This is a genomic window from Paracoccus seriniphilus (assembly GCF_028553745.1).
GTDB lineage: Bacteria > Pseudomonadota > Alphaproteobacteria > Rhodobacterales > Rhodobacteraceae > Paracoccus > Paracoccus seriniphilus.
Genome location: NZ_CP067129.1, coordinates 2,142,017 through 2,159,635 on the forward strand (window position 1 = coordinate 2,142,017; position 17,619 = coordinate 2,159,635).

Here is a 17,619-nt window from a genome sequence, read left to right on the forward strand (position 1 = left end):
CCTGCCCGTCTTGTCACCTGTCTTGTGGCCTAGTCGTCGCTGTCGCGCGCATAGACATCTTCGTAACGAATGATGTCGTCTTCCCCCAGATAAGAGCCGGTCTGCACCTCGATCAGGACCATCGGAACCTTGCCCGGGTTCTCCATCCGGTGCACCGCGCCCAGGGGCACGTAGATCGACTGGTTTTCGGTCACCAGGGTCACGGTTTCATCCACGGTCACCTTGGCTGTGCCTGAAACGACGATCCAATGTTCCGACCGGTGAACATGGCTTTGCAGCGAGAGAGCCGCCCCCGGTTTGACAACAATGCGCTTGACCTGAAAGCGGTCGGCCAGCGCCAGTGTTTCGAACCAGCCCCAGGGCCGGTGATCGCGCGGAAACGCCACCGCCTGCTTGCGGTTCTTCTTGCGCAGCGCGGTCACCGCCTGTTTCACGTCCTGCGCGCGGTCCTTGTCAGCCACCAGAACCGCATCGCTGGTTGCCACGACCATCACGTCTTTCAGGCCAATGCCGACGACTTCCAGGTCATCGCTGTCCGAACGCAGCAGCACGTCATGACAATCGATCGCCGTCGCATGCCCGGTCAGCGCCACGCCATCCTCGGAGGGGCTGCGCTCCAGTGTTTCCCGCCAGATGGCATCCCAACCGCCCAGATCGGACCAGCGGTCCGAAAAGCGGACCACGGTCAGGTTATCGGCCTTTTCCATCACCGCATAATCGATGGATTCATCCCCCAGCCCGTCCCAGGGTTTGGCTGCAAGGCGCAGGAAACCGATATCCGTCTTGGCCCCGTCGATCGCCGCCTGAACCGGTTCGACAAAGGCGGGGGCATGCTGGCGGAAAGCTTCGATCATGGTGCGGGCACTGAACAGGAAGATACCTGCGTTCCACAGGAAATTCCCGGCTTCCAGCATTTGCGCCGCGCGCGCGGCTTCGGGCTTTTCGACAAAGCGCGTCAGGGGCTGCGGCCCCTCACCCTGCCCGGCAAGCTCCAGATAGCCATACCCCGTTTCGGGACGATCCGGCGTGATGCCAAAGGTCACGATGCGCCCCTCTTTCGCCGGTTCGATCCCCTGTTCGACGGCGCGGGTAAATGCCTCGGCATCGGGAATCACATGGTCAGAGGGCGCAACCAGCAGCAGCCGGTCGGGATCCTGTGCCGCGACCATCAAGGCGGCGGCCAGAATGGCGGGCGCGGTATTGCGTCCTGCCGGCTCGATCACGATCGCCTCGGGCGAAATGCCGATCTGCTCCAGCTGTTCGGCGACAATGAAGCGGAAATCCGCATTCGTCATCACCATCGGCTCGCCATAGAAGGCCCCGGACAGACGGCGAGCGGATGCCTGGAACAGCGTTTCCTCACCGATGAGCGGCGCGAATTGCTTGGGAAAGCTTTTGCGCGACACGGGCCAAAGACGCGTTCCCGACCCGCCTGCCATCAACACTGGTGTAATCATACCCATCCAATACTCCCGCGTGCGCGGATGCGCCGCACCTTCAAACTGCATCGCCCGACGGGGCGCTTCGTGACGACCTGCCTGCGGCGGTCATGACGGCTTTCGGCAAAAAGCCGTTGTAAAACGGATAGCTCATGCGCAACTCTGCGCCAAGGCATGGCTTTGCCCGAATTTGAATTTCTGCGCCGCCTGAAGGTCGCGCTGCCCGTGCGAACAAGGTCATGCCCCCTGCCTCACCCTGAAGCCGGAGATCGACCCGCCTTCATGGGGCGGCCGGAAACATAGGTCTGGGCGACGGATCGGTCGTCCCCCATGATCTGCAGGATGAACAGTTCTTCGGACAGGGTCTCGGCACGCTCCATCCGCATCGCCATGGCCGGGGTCGCACGGGCATCCAGCACAACAAGATCAGCAGCCGAACCCGGCGCCAGCGTGCCGATGCTGTCCTGCATTCCCAGCGCCAACGCGTTCCCCCGCGTGGCCCAGTGGAAGGCCTGAAGAGGGTGCAGCATTTGGCCACGCAACTGAAGGATCTTGTAGCCTTCGTTCAGGGTTTGCAGCATGGAATAGCTGCTTCCCCCGCCCACATCCGTGGCGACGGCCGTGGTGACCCCCGCCTTGCGCAGCCCGTCGCGATCGAACAGTCCCGACCCCAGGAACAGGTTTGATGTCGGGCAGAACACCGCGCGACTGCCACTTTCGGCCAGGCGCATGATTTCGCGTTCGCGCAGGTGAATGCAATGACCCAACAGCAGTCGCTCCGAAAGAAGGCCGTGGCTTTCATAGACATCCAGATAATCCCGCGCTTGGGGATAGAGGCTGAGGGTGAAGTCGATTTCCTCCAGGTTTTCGCTCATATGGGTCTGGACATGACATTGCGGATATTCGCGGGCCAGCGCTCCCGTGGCCTCCATCTGTTCGGGGCTGGAGGTGATCGCGAAGCGCGGCGTGATGGCATAGCGCTGCCGCCCCCGGCCATGCCATTTTTCCAGCAGACGCTTGCTGTCGTCATAGCCCTGTTGCGGCGTATCCTGAACGGCGGGCAGCGCATTGCGGTCCATCATAACCTTGCCTGCGATCATCGCCATGTCACGAGCCTCGGCAGCAGTGAACAAAGCTTCGGCGCTGGTGGCATGAACCGAACAGAAGGCTGCGGCCGAAGTGGTGCCATGGGCGATCAGCTGATCGAGGAAAAAGCCTGCCATGCGCGTGGCGTGATCGCTGTCGGCAAAGCGTGCCTCCTCGGGGAAGGTATAGGTGTGCAGCCAGTCCAGCAATTGCGCGCCCCAGCTGGCGATCACCTGCACCTGAGGGAAATGGATATGCGGGTCGATGAAGCCCGGCAGGATCAGCCAGGGCCGGTGGTCGGTCTCGGGCAGATCGGGGCGGGCCAGATTGGCGTAATCATCCACCGCGACGATCTTGCCACCTTCGGTCAGAATGGCACCGTCGGGCAGATAGCGGTGATTGTCATCACTGTCGGCCGGATCCGCGTGAAAATCGAGAACACGTCCTCGGATCAGATGTTGCATGGGTATTTTCTCGAAGAAGAAGCTGTCAGGCGCGCCATCAATTCGGCGGCAGTGAATGCGGCGATGACTTCGGGGCGCTTGTCGGAGCTGAAGCCCGTGCCGATCGGACATGTGAGGGGCGTGGGATCAATGCCTTTCGAGCGTGCGAAGCGATTGAAACGGGCGCGTTTGGTGGCGCTGCCGATCATGCCGACATAGACCATATCACCGCGCGCCAATGCTTCGGTGGCAAGCAGGAAGTCCAGCGCGTGGTCATGGGTCAGAATGGCCGCCGCACTGCCTGCAGGAGCTGTGCGCAGCAGTTCTTCGGGAAGTGGCGTCAGCCGTGTCCTGATGCCGGCTGCGGCCCGCGACAGTTCATGCGGACGTTCATCTATCAGTTCCGCCTGAACCGGCAGGGGAAGCAATGCCAGGGCCAGTGCGCGGCCCACATGGCCGGCGCCGAAGATCAGCACCCTTGGCTCATGGCGCGGCGTTGCCGGTTTGCGATCCAGCGTCAGGACCACCCGACCGCCACAACATTGCCCGATTTCGGGACCAAGTGGGATCTCGATGCTTGCGCTGGCCTGATCCTGCGCCAGCATCTGTCTTGCCCGGTCGATGGCCATATATTCCAGTTGCCCGCCGCCGATCGTGCCGGTGACGCTGTCGGGGCCGACAAACATCTCGGCCCCGGCCTCGCGCGGGGTCGAGCCGAAGGTCTGTGCAACACGAACCCGGATCATGAGGTCAGCCTCTGGATGGCCATCAGCACGCGTTCGGGCGTTGCGGGCGCATCAAGCCGAGCAGGTTCGCGATAGCCGCCAACCGAGGCGACCGCCATATTGATGGCCTCGAAGACCGAAATGCCCAGCATGAAGGGCGGCTCTCCCACGGCTTTGGAGCGTTTGATGCTGCGCTCGGCATTTTCCGACCAATCGGCCAGTTGCACATTGAAGATGCGTGGACGGTCCGAGGCCAGCGGGATCTTGTAGGTCGAGGGCGCATGGGTGCGCAGCCGTCCCTGGTCATCCCACCAGAGTTCCTCGCAGGTCAGCCAGCCCGCGCCCTGAACGAAGCCGCCTTCGATCTGCCCCTTGTCCAGGGCCGGGTTCAGGCTGCGGCCCACGTCATGCAGGATATCCGTGCGGTCGATGACATATTCGCCGGTGAGCGTATCGACGGAAACCTCGGAGACCGCAGCGCCATAGGCGAAATAGTAGAAGGGCCGACCTCGTCCGGTCGCGCGATCCCAATGGATCTTGGGGGTCTTGTAGAAACCCGCCGCCGACAGTTGTACCCGCGCCATATAGGCGGCAGAGATGACCTCATTGAAGGGAATATCGCGATCTCCGGCGCGGATATGGCCGGGGATGAACTGCACGTCCTCCTGGCGGACCTGCCATCTTTCCGCAACAAATTCGACCAGTCGTGACTTGATCTGTTCGGCCGCATCCAGTGCTGCCATGCCATTCAGGTCGGTTCCCGAAGAGGCCGCCGTGGCAGAGGTGTTTGGGACTTTCTCGGTTGTGGTCCGGGTAATCTTGATGCGTGAGAGATCGCATTGGAAGGCCTCGGCCACGATCTGGGCGACCTTGGTGTTCAGCCCCTGCCCCATTTCCGTGCCACCATGGTTCAGCGCGATCGAGCCATCGGCATAAATGTGGATCAACGCCCCGGCCTGATTGAACCATGTGGCGGTAAAGCTGATTCCGAATTTCACCGGGGTAAGCGCGATCCCCTTGCGAATCACGCCGCCGCGCGCATTCCAGTCCAATACTGCCTGCCGACGTTTCTGATAGTCGCTACTGCGTTCCAGTTCATCGAAGATACGCGGCAGGATCTGGTCCGAGACCTCTTGATGATAGGGAGTCAACTGCCCGTTGCGATAGAGGTTGCGTTGGCGGATCTCATAGGGGTCGCGGCCCAGTGCATAGGCGATTTCCTCGATCATCCGTTCGGCCACGATCACCCCCTGAGGGCCGCCAAAGCCGCGAAAGGCGGTATTGCTGACCGTATTGGTCCGCATCGGGTGGCTGCGCAATTCGACATCGGGGTAGAAATAGGCGTTGTCGGCATGAAACAGCGCCCGGTCCGTCACCGGCCCCGACAGATCGGCCGAGAACCCGCAGCGGGCATACCAGTCGCCCTGAACGGCGAGGATGCGTCCCTGATCATCGAACCCGACCTCGTAATCGACAACGAAATCATGGCGCTTGCCGGTGGCGATCATGTCATCGTCACGGTCGGGGCGTATCTTGACTGCGCGGTTCCAGCGCCTTGCGGCCACGGCGGCCACGCAGGCGAAGAGGTTCATCTGGGTTTCCTTGCCGCCGAAACCGCCGCCCATCCGCCGGACATTCACCACGACGGAATGGCTGGGAACACCCAGAACATGTGCCACCATATGCTGCACTTCGGAGGGGTGCTGGGTCGAGACATTGACGGTCATCTCGTCATCCTCGCCGGGCACGGCGATGGCGATCTGTCCTTCTAGATAGAAATGATCCTGCCCCCCGATCCGGAAACTTCCGCGGATCCGATGCGGCGCGCTTTTCATGCCGGCCGAGACATCGCCGCGGCGCAGGGTCATCGGCGCGGTGACATAGCCCATGTCGGCCTCACGGGCGGCAATGGGATCAATGGCATGGGGCAAGGGCTGATAGCTGATGCGGGCCTTTTGCGCCGCGCGCCTTGCCTGATCGCGGGTCAGGGCGACCACGGCAAAGACCGGCTGCCCCCAGAACATCACATGCCCATCGGCAAGGATCGGATCGTCATTCAGGCCATTGGGTGAAACATCGTTCACTCCTGCCAGATCGCTGGCTGTCAGCACCCCCAACACCCCTTCCGATGCCAGCACGTCGGAAAAATCCATATCGGCGATCTTTCCATGCGCGCAGTCGGACAGACCAAGACAGGCATGGACCAGACCTGAAGGTTCGTTCATGTCATCGGTATATTCGGCGCGTCCGGTGACATGCTTGATGGCGCTGTCATGCACGGTATCGCTATGTGCGCCGCCCTTGATGCCGGTCGGTTCACTCATGCGCGCTCCTCCATGGCAAGGGGCAAGCGGACCGGTTGATCCGTGCCGGATTGCTCCAGCCAGAACCGGCGGAACAGATTGGTCGCGACGGTCAGGCGGTATTCGGCGCTGGCGCGCCAGTCGGTCAGGGGCTGAAAATCATCTGCCAGCGCATCGGCCGCGGCAGCAAAGCTGTCGGCGCTGAAGGGCTGACCGGTCAGCGCGGCCTCGGCATGGCTGGCCCGTTTCGGCGTTGCTGCCATGCCCCCGAAGGCGATCCGGGCATCAGCGATCCGGCCATCTTCAAGCGCAATGCAAAACCCTGCCGCCACGGCGGAAATATCGCTGTCGCTGCGCTTGCTGATCTTGTAGGCGGCGATGCGCGCCTGCGGGCAGGTCGGGATCACGACCTGTTCGACGAATTCACCCGTCCGAAGATCCTGTTTTCCGTAGTCGATGAAGAAATCATGCAGGGCGATCTCGCGCCGCGTCATGCCATGCCGCAGAATCAGCCGCGCCCCCAGCGCGATCAGCAGCGGCGGCGTATCGCCAATGGGCGAGCCATTGGCGATATTTGCCCCGATGGTCCCCATATTGCGCACCTGCCAGCCACCGATGCGGTTCCAGTATTCTCGCGCGGCGGGGAAATGGCTGGAAATGACCGGCGCTGCTTCGCTATAGGTCACCCCCGCACCCAGTCGGATTTCGGTCTCTGTTTCGCTGATTTCCTTCATCAGATGGCCGATGAAAACCGCCGGAGAAATGTTCCGCATCTGCTTGGTGACCCAAAGCCCGACATCGGTCGCCCCCGCAACCAGCCTTGCATCGGGGGTTTGCGCCAGTATTTCGGCCAGATCATCCGTGTCGGCGGGAATGATCGCGCGCTGACCATCGCGGTTCAGCTCGATCCGCCGACCCTGCATGTCACGCAAAAGCCCTGTGACCCGGTCGCGTTCACCTTGCAACAGATCGTCAGATTGCCCCCCCTCGCGCCCAACGGCCTGCGCCGCGCGAATGATGGGCGCATAGCCGGTGCAGCGGCACAGATTGCCCTGCAATGCCTGCTCGATCTGCGCGTCAGAGGCATCCGGCTGTGTCATCCACAGCCCGCAAAGCGACATGACGATACCCGGCGTGCAAAAGCCGCATTGGCTGGCGTGATGGTCCACCATGGCCCGCTGCACCGGATGCAGCCCTCCATCCGGGGCTTTCAGGTATTCGATGGTGACGACATGCTGGCCATGCAGCGATGCCAGAAAACGGATGCAGGCATTGACCGGCTCATAAATCAGGCCGTCGCGCCCCAGACGCCCGACCAGCACCGTGCAGGCCCCACAATCGCCCTCGGCGCAGCCTTCCTTGGTTCCGGTCAGACGCCGTTCCTCGCGCAGATAACCCAGCAGCGTGTCCGACGCGCGAACGGCGGACAGGCGGACCTCCTGATCGTTCAGCAGAAAGCGCAGCTCGGTTGTCATGTCGTCCCTCCTGGCTTTGCCTCTGTCCCGACCGATGCCGGAACAGGAAACGGTCTGTTTTGTCTCGAATGGAAGACCTTGCACGAGACAGGGAAAGCCTAGCGCCACCATGCCCCACCTGAAAAGACTGCGCGTAATTCCCTGCCCCGTCCAGCCCGCAAAGAACCACCCCCGGAACGGCGGGGCTGCGGGGACGAACGAGATCGGTTGTCAGGGAAAAGGCCAGCCAGGCTGCACAAGGCGCGGGCAAAGCCGAATCAGCAGGAGATGCGGCCGGGATCACGCCCCGGCCGCATCCCGTTCAGCCAAGCACCCGTTTCAGCGCCGGCAGGCGCGATAGGACCAGCCAGTCAAACAGCAGCACGGTGGCGATGGTCAATCCGGCCATCGGGAAGGCCAACGAGACGACCAGCCCCACCAGCACGGCACCCTGCCACAGCGGCATATCCGCAGGCAGCGGCGGGGCGGCCAGACGGAACTGGCCAGCGGGACGACGCTTCCACCACATGATGACACCGGACAGGCAGAGAAAGATCACCGACAGGCAGAACAGCGTATTGGCCAGCACGCTCCACAGACCCAAGGTGCCCATATGCAAGGCAATGCCCACCGCCATCGCCTTGCCCATCAGCGAGTAGTCCTCGAAGCGGATATCGGCCAGGATCTTGCCGCTATACTGGTCGATATGCACGACGCGGTCGCTGGTCGGATCGACGCTGTCGTTGTTCATGGAATCGCGGCTCAGCGTCCAGACGCCTTCGGCGCCCGAGGGCAGGTTCATCTGGTAGCGGCCCTCATAGCCGATCTTGCGCGCCATGGCATCGATGCTGTCGATATCCACCGGTCCGTCAATGCCATCGCTGCCCTTGTCGGACCCCGAGGCGGGCATCGGCGTTTGTTCCAGCGCCCATGGCACCTCTTTCGGGCCATGGTTCATGCTGGCATGAATGTCCTCGGACAGGGGGATATCCCCGTATTTTCCGGCCGGAAAACTGGACCAGGCCTGAACCAGCTTGCCGCCCCAGACGCCAGCCCAGGACAGGCCGGAAATCAGAAAGAAGAACAGGAAGATCGCGATCCACGCCCCGATGGAGGCATGCAGGCTCTTGAACAGTTGCCGCCCGCGTGCGCGCAGGTCGGGGATGAAGGCCCGGGCCATGCCACCGTCGCGGGGCCAGGCCAGAAACAGGCCCGTCGCCAGCAAGACGATTCCCAGCGAAGCGGCAATCTCGATCATGCGGTCGCCGGTGACGCCGATGCGCAATTCCCCATGCATGCTGTCGGCCCAGTCGTACCATCCGCTGCGCCGGTTGAACTGTTCCAGAACCTCGCCACGATAGGGATCGACGACGACCATTTGCGCGCCGTCCGCGTTGTCGACCCGAAAGATCGCGGCCAGTTCGTCATTTCGCGGCGCGACATATTGCACCAGCTTGCCATCGGGGACCGCTGCAAGGGCGGCATCGGCCTGAACCGAAACGGCCAGCGGTGCGCCATCGGGCACCACTGCAGTCTTTTCGCCGTCGCGACCGTCTATCCAGGCGATCCACAGCATCATCATGCCGGTGACCGCAAGGATCAGGAAGAAGGGGATCACGAAGACACCGGCATAGAAGTGCCAGCGCCATGCGGCACGATAAAGACGCGTGCTGCGCCCCTGATCGGAGGCTTTCAGGGTGGAAAACTGGCTGTCAGTGATCGCCATGGCACCCCCCGGCCGGGCCATGGGCCCGCGTGGAAAACAGATGTTTCATTGTGATATCTCCGGCTGCGATCTGCGCGCCCGTCTGGGCCGGCAGACCGGTATTTCGCTTGTTCTGATGTGGTCGGGCGGAACTGCCGCCTGATCAGACGCGCGGTGGTGCGCGGGCGAAATGCGTGGCCGCTATGCGGGTTTCATGCCAGAGATGTCCCTGACGCGCAGGCTGCAAGGCTCCAGCCAGCGCAATCCAGACCGGCGTTTCGGGCTGAACCCAGCGGTCAAGGGCATGAACCAGAAGGCAGGGAGCCTCGTGATGTGCCTCGCTTTGGGGGGCGGGCTGTCCATTGTCGGTCAGGGTGATCTCTTTCAACCCGGTACCGGTGCAGATGACCACCGTCCGGCTGCCGATCAGCCCAAGGTCGGACAGGGCCGCCGAAGTCTTCGGCAGCAACAAGCCCAGCATGACCCCGACGATCAGGGTGATTTGAACGATTCGGCGTGACATCACCGACCAAATAGCCTGAAATCGCGATGCCGATAAGTTGAATTCTCGTGTTCGGCGGATTCCCCTTGCAGGCAGCGGATTACATCCCGGCCAGTTCCATCCCGTCCGCATTGCGGAACCAGCCTCTGATCCGCGCGCGTTCCTCGGGCTCCATGAAGCTGACATTGGCCGGGGGCATGGCATCGGTCAGCCCGGCCTGCACATAGATTGCGCGGGCGGCACGGGCGATGTCGGCCGGCGTTTCCAGCATCAGTGATTTCGGCGCGTGATGGATGCCGTCATAGACCGGTTCGCGCGCATGACACATCGAACAGCGCCCCATGACGATATCGTTCACCTCTTCGAAACCGGCGGCATCGGCATAACGCTGTTCGACGGGCGACAGCAGGCGGGCCTCGGAATCGCCGAGGCTGTCCTGGTTGAGCCCCGCCGAGCTGATCCACATCACCATGATGAACAACACCGCCGTCACCAGCCATGTCCACCACAGTCGCCCCTTGCGCGCATGCATGCTGTTGAAGAAATGCCGGATGCTGACCCCCATCAGGAATATCAGCGCCGCGATGATCCAGTTATAGCGGCTGGCGAAGGCCAGCGGATAGTGGTTCGACAGCATCAGGAAGACGACTGGCAAGGTCAGATAGTTGTTGTGAGTCGAGCGCAGCTTGGCGATCTTGCCATACTTCGGATCCGGTGCCCGCCCGGCCTTCAGATCCGCCACCACGATGCGCTGATTGGGCATGATGACCAGAAACACATTCGCGGTCATGATCGTCGCCGTGAAGGCCCCCAGGTGCAGCAGCGCCGCACGGCCCGTGAAGACCTGGTCATAGCCCCAGCCCATTACCACCAGCGCCACGAACAGCAGCAGCATCAACGCGGTCGGCCGGTTCCCCAGCCCGGATCGGCAAAGGCCGTCATAGATCAGCCAGCCGATCGCCAAGGAGCCGGCAGAGATCATGATCGCCTGCCATGTCGCCAGATCGGCCTTGGCCGGATCGATCAGGAACAGATGTGCCCCGGCCCAATAGGTGACCATCAGCAGCGCCGCCCCTGAAAGCCAGGTCGAATAGCTTTCCCATTTGAACCAGGTCAGATGCTCGGGCATGCGATCGGGCGCGACCAGATATTTGCGGATATGGTAAAAGCCGCCGCCATGAACCTGCCATTCCTCGCCATGCACGCCTCTGGGTATGTCGGGCGCGCGCTGCAACCCCAGATCCAGCGCGATGAAATAAAAGGAACTGCCGATCCATGCGATGGCGGTGATGACATGGGTCCAGCGGATGGCAAAGCTCAGCCATTCCCAGATGATGACCTGATCCGGAATCATCATTTCAGCTGCCCCGATAGGTCGAATAGCCAAAGGGCGAAATCAGCAGCGGCACATGATAGTGATCCGGCTGCGACATTCCAAAGCGGATCGGGACGACATCCAGAAAGCGCGGGCTTTCTGCAGCCACTCCGGTCGCGTCCATCCAGGCGCCTGCGTGGAACTCCAGTTCATAGATGCCCGGCCGGAACTGCTCGACCGGCAGGATCGGGCGATCGGTGCGCCCATCGGCATTGGTGCGCAGCCGGATCAGTTCGGTCCGGCCTTCCTCTTCGATCCGATACAGCACGACCTCCATGCCGCTGGCGGGTTGGCCGCGGGCGGTGTCCAGAACATGGGTTGTCAGATATCCCGACATTGATGCCTCCGCTGCTTGTCCGGCGACAGTGTTACCCGATTTTGCCTGCTTGACGAGATCGCGATCACGCGAAAGCGATCCATTTGTTCTCTCATGTCTTTTGAAGCCAGTTTTCAGCAGCCGATGCCGATATCGGTGCAACCTCTGATCGGCATATTGCCTTTTTCACTTGCTGGCGGGCATTGTTCGCGCCGAGCAAGATGCAAATCGGGGATAGACATATGGCCGAACCGACCCGTCGTCGCGGACGTCCGCGCAGCGCAAGTGAAGCCTCGGGAACGATTCAGGCATTGGATCGCGCTTTGGACATTCTGGACCTGCTGGCCGCGAACCCGGGGCTGACCCTGTCGGAGGTGGCCGAAGAGATGGGGCAGTCGCCCTCGACCGTGCATCGCGTGCTGCATACGCTGGCAGCGCGCCGGGTCGCCGAAAGCGATCCGGCCACGCAGACCTGGCATATCGGCCCTGCGACATTCCGGTTGGGCGCGGCCTTCATGCGCCGCTCGGGCCTTGGAGAGCGCGCGCGCCCCTTCCTGCGCACCCTGATGGAACATACTGGCGAAACGGCCAATCTGGGCATTCCCGAAGAGAATTCCGTGCTGTCCCTGGCACAGGTCGAAACACATGAATCCATTCGCGCCTGCTTTGCCCCGGGAACGCGCCTGCCCCTGCATGCCTCGGCAATGGGCAAGGTATTGCTGACCTTTGGCCGCCCCGAGCGCCTGCAACAGCTGATCGACACCACCGGATTGGCGCGCTGTACCGACAAGACGCTGATCACGCGTGACGCGCTGCTCGAAGACATGCAGCGCATCCGCACACGCGGCTTTGCCTTTGACGACGAGGAAAGGACCCGTGGCATGCGCTGTATCGCCGCCCCGGTCCTTGATCACGACGGCAAGCTGGTCGCCGCCATCTCGATCAGTGGCCCGACCCAGCGCATCGGCCATGAACATGTCAAGACGCTGGGGGCCGTGGTCGTGGCGACGGCGGGCGATCTGACACAGGCCCTGGGGGGCTAGGCCTCTTCTTTGGACGCGATATTCAGGCTTTGGCGCGCAAGGGCCGCAATCAGGTCGGTGCGCGTCACGATACCGACGATGCGCTCTCCGTCCAGAACCGGCACGGCATCGAATCTTCCATCGGCCATCTTGGGCAGCAGCCCCGCCACCGGATCGTCGGGACCGATGACCGGAGCATCGGTTTCCATGATATGTTCGGCCCGCAACCCCAGTTCGGCGTCATTCTCCAGCAGCACCGCCATGGCCGAACCGAAACGCTTGCCCGAGGCAAAGGCATCGCGGCGTGCGCGCCGGATCAGGTGCAGCTGGAAGATCACCCCAAGATAGACATCCCCCGGCCCCGTGACCGGCAGCGAGGTAAAGCCATGCTGGCGGAACAGATCGGCCGCGCTGCCCAATGTTGCATCGGGCGGCACCGTGACCAGATCGCGCGACATGATATCCGCCGCGGTCAGCGGCCCGGTCCGATGGCTGGCGGCCTGCATCTCGGCCGCCGCGATCAGACGCGCGAGATCCTCGACCCCAAGGTTCAGCGACTGTCGATAGCTGGCCAGGATATCGGTCAGTTCCTCGGCGCTCAGGCCCAGGCGTTCGGCCGGTTCCGGATCATCGGTGCCATGGCTGTTGGGGTCTTCGAACTGGCGCAACGGATAATGCCGCCCGGTCGCACGGGCATAGACGATGCCCACCGCGACCAGCAGCGCCGTTCCCAGCGCAACGGGCGACAGGGCGAACCAGAAGCCCATCTCGTGCATGGTCTCGGCATTCATCGCCGCCGTCATGGCGACCGCCCCGCCCGGCGGATGCAATGCGCGCAGCAGGATCATCGCCACGATGGCCAGGCTGACCGCCAGCGTGATACGCAGGTTCGGGTCGTCGATCGTCAGGCAGATGGCCACCGCCACGACTGCCGAGGCACTGTTGCCGATGACCGCCGACCAAGGCTGCGCCAGAGGGCTGCTGGGCACGGCGAAGATCAGAACCGAAGTCGCCCCGAAAGGCGCGATCAGATACAGTCCCAGATCCAGATTCACGGCAGGCAACAAGACGACCAGCGCCGCAACTGCCAGGCCAAGCAGTGCCCCGCCCCCTGCACGCAGCGATTCCTTGACCGAACCAATGGGAATCGCCGGCCCCAATGCCCGCAAGGTGCGTCGTGTCAGTGTGGTGGTCATCAGCATCCCCCTGGCCAGAGCGGTCTGCTATAGCCCCTGCCCCGCCTCTTGCAAGTCCTGCCCAATTTACAGGCAGGGCAAATGTCGTCGCGCGCGTGATTTCCGCGACAGGATGCTTGCTCCGCCGGCCATGACATTGTTTGCTTTGACCTATCCATTGAAGTGAGGAGCGACATGATGCGCTACAGTCGGGATCTACGCGGATATGGCCGGTCCAGCCCCGATCCGAAATGGCCGGGCGGCGCAAAGATCGCCGTGCAGATCGTGGTCAACTACGAAGAAGGCGGCGAAAACAGCATCGAACATGGCGATGCGGCCTCCGAGGCATTTCTTTCCGAAATCATCGGGGCGCAGCCATGGCCCGGACAGCGCCACTGGAACATGGAATCGATCTATGACTATGGCTCACGCGCAGGCTTCTGGCGGCTGTATCGGCTGTTGAAGGATTTTCCCGTCACCGTCTATGGCGTTGCCACCGCGCTGGAGCGCAGCCCCGACCAGGTCGCCGCCATGCAGGAGGCCGGCTGGGAAATCGCCACCCACGGGCTGAAATGGATCGACTACAAGGATGTGCCTCGCGAAACCGAAGCCGAGCATCTGGCCCGCGCCATCGAATTGCACCGCCAGGTGACCGGCCAGCGCCCGCTGGGATTCTATCAGGGCCGCACCTCGATGAACACCGTCGCCTTGGGATGTGAGGAAGGCGGCTTTGCCTATCTGGCCGACAGTATCGCCGATGACCTGCCCTATTGGCATCTGCATCAGGGACGTGCGCAGCTGATCGTCCCCTATACGATGGATGCCAATGACATGCGCTTTTCCAGCGGTCAGGGCTTTGGCACCGGACAGGAGTTCTTTGACTATCTGCGCGACAGTTTCGACATTCTCTATGCCGAAGGCCAGGCCGGCGCGCCAAAGATGATGTCGATCGGCCTGCATTGCCGGCTGGCGGGCCGACCGGGCCGGGCCATGGCCATTCGCAGGTTCCTGGACCATGCCTGTGCCCATGACGGAGTCTGGTTCGCCACGCGGCTGGATATCGCGAAACACTGGGCCCAGACGCATCCCCATGTCGCGGAGCGGCTGCTCCCGTCACAGATGGATCGCGATGATTTCGTCGCGCGTTTCGGCGGCATCTACGAACATTCACCCTGGGTCGCGGAAAGGGTCTGGGACGGCGAGATGGGGGCGGTTCACGACCACGCCACCGGGCTGTCACGACGCATGGCACAGATCTTTCGCGCGGCCAGTGACGAGGAACGCCTTGACGTGCTGAAGGCCCATCCCGATCTGGCGGGCAAGCTGGCCGCCGCGCGGCGTCTGACCGCGGCCAGCACGCAGGAACAGGCCAGTGCCGGTCTGGACGCCCTGACCGATGACGAGCGCGCGGCATTTTCTCGCTTGAACAGCGCCTATGCCGAAAAGCACGGATTTCCCTTCATCATCGCGGTGCGCGACCATGACAAGGCGTCGATCCTTGCAGCCATGCAGAGCCGCGTCGAGAATGACACGTTCACCGAGCGTCACGAGGCCGAGGAACAGGTCATCCGCATCGCCGAACTTCGCCTGAAAGAGATCCTGCCATGACCGACCATCCGCCAAGCGACAGGCCACGCGCCCATCCGATCCCTGCCTATGCCGGGCCGCTGGCCGGCCTGCCCCCACAACGGGACCTGACCACGGATACGGCTGTCTTTACCGAGGCCTATGCGGTAATTCCCCGCAGCGTGATGCGCGATATTGTCACCAGCTATCTGCCACATTGGCAGGGCATGCGGATGTGGGTTCTGGCGCGCCCGCTGACGGGTTTTGCCGAAACATTCAGCCAGTATATCGTCGAACTGTCCCCCGGTGGCGGCAGCGACATGCCCGATGACGACCCGCAGGTGCAGCATGCGATCTTTGTGACCGTCGGCGCGGTGGCACTTTGGATCGCCGGGCAGGAACATCTGCTGGAGCCCGGCGGTTTCGCCTATGTCCCGCCGGGCACCCCGTGGAAGATCCGCAACGGCGGCTCGGAACCGGCGGGCTTTCACTGGTGGCGCAAGCGCTGGCAGCCCAGTGCCGATCTGGCCAGGCCCGATCCGATCATCCTGCGGGAACAGGATATCACCCCCGCCCCGATGCCCGACACTGATGGCGCATGGGCCACGACCCGATTCATGGACCCGGACGATCTGCGGCACGACATGCATATCACCCTGGTCAGCTTTGAACCCGGCGGTTCGATCCCCTTTGCCGAAACCCATGTCATGGAACATGGATTGTTCGTGCTGGAGGGCAAGGCCGTCTATCGTCTGAATCGTGATTGGGTCGAGGTCGGCCCGGGTGACTTCATGTGGCTGCGCGCCTTCTGCCCGCAGGCCTGCTATGCAGGCGGACCGGGCCGGTTCCGATATCTGCTCTACAAGGATGTGAACCGCCACGCTTCCCTGTGGCCCAACCGCTAGCGATGCAGTTCAGCTTTCGATGCGGGGGGCACCCTTGCGCTGTGCCGGGGCCTCGGGATCCGACCAGGACACGCGCAGGCTGACCTCGCATCGACCATCTTCGCGTTCGGCCTTGATCCGCAGATCCATCAGGCCGGCGGTCTTCAGTACCAGCTCGTCCTTGTCATCACCCAGCGTCATCTGACCCTTGGAAAACCCTTTGGCCAATGAGGACAGCAATGTCTTGATGGTCTTCCGGTCGGCCAGCGATTCATGCGTGAAACGCTTGTTCGGGTCACTCATGCGGCATCCGTTCCTTATGTCATGCGGTCAGGCGCGAAATGCTTGGCCCAAGGATAATCCCTGCTCAGACCGACCACATCTCCACTGGGAAAGATCAATGTCGCACCTGCCCCGACGCCATCCAGACCTTCCAGCCTGCGCGAGCTCCGGTCAAGCGTGACATCCCCTTCCAGATGCAGCAGGCCACATTTGGCAAGCAGCCGCTGCCCCCGGTGATTGTTCACATGGCCCTGCACGACCATATGGATGCCCGCGCGATGCAGCGCGGTGACGCCCTGCCCCGTCAGTTCGCAATCCGACCGGCGATACTTGGTGCGCACAAGATTGGCCAGCGGCCCGAAATAGAACCCCAGAGAGGCATTTTCAGCCTCGTCGCGATAGCGGGCATTCACCGAGGCGACCCCTGCCTGCTGCAACATCTCGCACATGCTGTCACATAGCCCCGCATGCACGAACAGCAGCGATCCGACCCGCGCCACGACATCCATCCTCTCATAGAACCATGCATATGCGCCGTCCGGCTCGAAGAATATCGTATGACATTTCAGCGCTGCGGCCAGGATTTCGCGGCTGGTCATGCCCGAGCGACGACTTTCGTGATCGAATTTCCTCTGCTTTTCCCCAAGCTTGGCGATCTCGGTCGCAATCACCTGCGGACGCAGTTCAGCCTGTGCGGCCGCAGCAAATCGCGTCGGCCAGTCAGGGCCGGGCAACAGCCGCGCGCGACATGTGGCCTCATCGGGCATGGCGGCCAGGTCATCCGCCGTCACGAATCGTTGCAGGACCTCGTGCAGGGCAGGCAAAATCTTGCGCCCCATGCGCAGGAACAGATGTTCGGTCATGGGGTTGCGTGGCCCGCGCAGGGCCGCAACCGCCATGCGCATGCGCAGATCGTGATTGCCCGCCAGAATATGCAGATCGGCCCCAGCCTCGCCCAGCGCGCCCAGCGCATCCAGCAGCGCCAGATTGCTGGGCCCCTTGTCCAGCGAGTCGCCGCCCAGAATGATGCGCGCCTTGCGGCCAAAGCCGGTCAGCGCAATTCGGCACCCCTCGCGCCGGATCACACCGGCAGCACAAAGCGACAGCAGCAGTCCCTCGGCATCGGCATGTGGATCCGAGACGAAAATGATCGGGCGGTCGGGCCAGCGCCAGCCCCCATATTCGCGGGCGCGGGCCAGGCATGCCATGATCTGCGGGTGGGTCGCGGCATCGGGCCAGGGACGTAGTTTCCGGGGCAAGTCAGCCAGTTGCGCATCGGTGTCGAAAACCGGCGGCAAGAGCTGTGGCTCGCCATGCTGATGATAAAGCGCGTGTTCCAAGT

The 17,619-nt window shown here is 62.6% G+C and carries 15 protein-coding genes; 3 read left to right on the forward strand and 12 right to left on the reverse strand.

What is annotated here, in order from left to right; translation table 11 throughout:
• Positions 1-29 precede the first annotated feature (29 nt).
• The 9 genes from JHW44_RS10470 to uraH all read right to left on the reverse strand — a co-directional run bounded on the left by JHW44_RS10470 (position 30) and on the right by uraH (position 11,369).
• Positions 30-1,463 (reverse strand): mannose-1-phosphate guanylyltransferase/mannose-6-phosphate isomerase, encoded by a 1,434-nt coding sequence (locus JHW44_RS10470; RefSeq protein ID WP_089344605.1) that lies wholly within the window; start codon positions 1,461-1,463, stop codon positions 30-32.
• Positions 1,464-1,690: 227 nt separating this feature from the next.
• Complete coding sequence (guaD, locus tag JHW44_RS10475) at positions 1,691-2,989, reverse strand: guanine deaminase (RefSeq protein ID WP_089344535.1); 1,299 nt, start codon at positions 2,987-2,989, stop codon at positions 1,691-1,693.
• Positions 2,977-3,714: a xanthine dehydrogenase accessory protein XdhC gene (gene xdhC, locus JHW44_RS10480; RefSeq protein WP_089344534.1), complete on the reverse strand. Its 738-nt coding sequence runs from the start codon at positions 3,712-3,714 to the stop codon at positions 2,977-2,979. Before xdhC ends, guaD begins: the two co-directional genes overlap by 13 nt.
• The gene (gene xdhB, locus JHW44_RS10485) at positions 3,711-6,017 is read right to left on the reverse strand and encodes a xanthine dehydrogenase molybdopterin binding subunit (RefSeq protein ID WP_089344533.1); all 2,307 of its coding nucleotides are present in this window, start codon (positions 6,015-6,017) and stop codon (positions 3,711-3,713) included. The genes xdhC and xdhB overlap by 4 nt, the downstream gene beginning before the upstream one ends.
• Complete coding sequence (gene xdhA, locus JHW44_RS10490; protein WP_089344532.1) at positions 6,014-7,471, reverse strand: xanthine dehydrogenase small subunit; 1,458 nt, start codon at positions 7,469-7,471, stop codon at positions 6,014-6,016. Before xdhA ends, xdhB begins: the two co-directional genes overlap by 4 nt.
• A 301-nt stretch (positions 7,472-7,772) precedes the next feature.
• Positions 7,773-9,176 carry a PepSY-associated TM helix domain-containing protein gene (locus JHW44_RS10495; RefSeq protein WP_089344604.1) on the reverse strand — a complete coding sequence of 468 codons (1,404 nt, stop codon included), beginning with the start codon at positions 9,174-9,176 and terminating at the stop codon, positions 7,773-7,775.
• Positions 9,177-9,318: 142 nt separating this feature from the next.
• A complete protein-coding gene (locus JHW44_RS10500; RefSeq protein ID WP_089344531.1) occupies positions 9,319-9,678 on the reverse strand; it encodes a hypothetical protein in 360 nt (119 codons plus the stop codon).
• 79 nt (positions 9,679-9,757) lie between these two features.
• Positions 9,758-11,014, reverse strand: coding sequence for a urate hydroxylase PuuD (locus tag JHW44_RS10505; RefSeq protein WP_419182501.1), 1,257 nt, complete (start codon positions 11,012-11,014; stop codon positions 9,758-9,760).
• A 1-nt stretch (position 11,015) separates the two neighbouring features.
• Positions 11,016-11,369: a hydroxyisourate hydrolase gene (gene uraH, locus JHW44_RS10510; RefSeq protein ID WP_089344530.1), complete on the reverse strand. Its 354-nt coding sequence runs from the start codon at positions 11,367-11,369 to the stop codon at positions 11,016-11,018.
• Positions 11,370-11,590: 221 nt separating this feature from the next.
• On the opposite strand from uraH, the gene bhcR reads away from it, so the two are divergent.
• Positions 11,591-12,391 carry an HTH-type transcriptional regulator BhcR gene (gene bhcR / locus JHW44_RS10515; protein ID WP_089344529.1) on the forward strand — a complete coding sequence of 267 codons (801 nt, stop codon included), beginning with the start codon at positions 11,591-11,593 and terminating at the stop codon, positions 12,389-12,391.
• Here bhcR and JHW44_RS10520 read toward each other — a convergent pair.
• Entirely contained in the window at positions 12,388-13,566 is a 1,179-nt protein-coding gene (locus JHW44_RS10520; RefSeq protein ID WP_089344602.1) for an HPP family protein, read from the reverse strand. The genes bhcR and JHW44_RS10520 overlap by 4 nt on opposite strands.
• A 174-nt stretch (positions 13,567-13,740) precedes the next feature.
• On the opposite strand from JHW44_RS10520, the gene puuE reads away from it, so the two are divergent.
• Both puuE and JHW44_RS10530 read left to right on the forward strand, forming a co-directional pair.
• Positions 13,741-15,153, forward strand: a complete 1,413-nt coding sequence (gene puuE, locus JHW44_RS10525; protein WP_419182502.1) for an allantoinase PuuE — start codon at positions 13,741-13,743, stop codon at positions 15,151-15,153.
• Entirely contained in the window at positions 15,150-16,016 is an 867-nt protein-coding gene (locus JHW44_RS10530) for a bifunctional allantoicase/(S)-ureidoglycine aminohydrolase (protein WP_089344528.1), read from the forward strand. The genes puuE and JHW44_RS10530 overlap by 4 nt, the downstream gene beginning before the upstream one ends.
• Before the next feature lie 9 nt (positions 16,017-16,025).
• Here the strand turns inward: JHW44_RS10530 and JHW44_RS10535 are convergent, their stop codons facing one another.
• Positions 16,026-16,298: an amphi-Trp domain-containing protein gene (locus JHW44_RS10535; protein ID WP_089344527.1), complete on the reverse strand. Its 273-nt coding sequence runs from the start codon at positions 16,296-16,298 to the stop codon at positions 16,026-16,028.
• Positions 16,299-16,312: 14 nt separating this feature from the next.
• Positions 16,313-17,617: a metallophosphoesterase gene (locus tag JHW44_RS10540; protein ID WP_089344526.1), complete on the reverse strand. Its 1,305-nt coding sequence runs from the start codon at positions 17,615-17,617 to the stop codon at positions 16,313-16,315.
• Positions 17,618-17,619 lie beyond the last annotated feature (2 nt).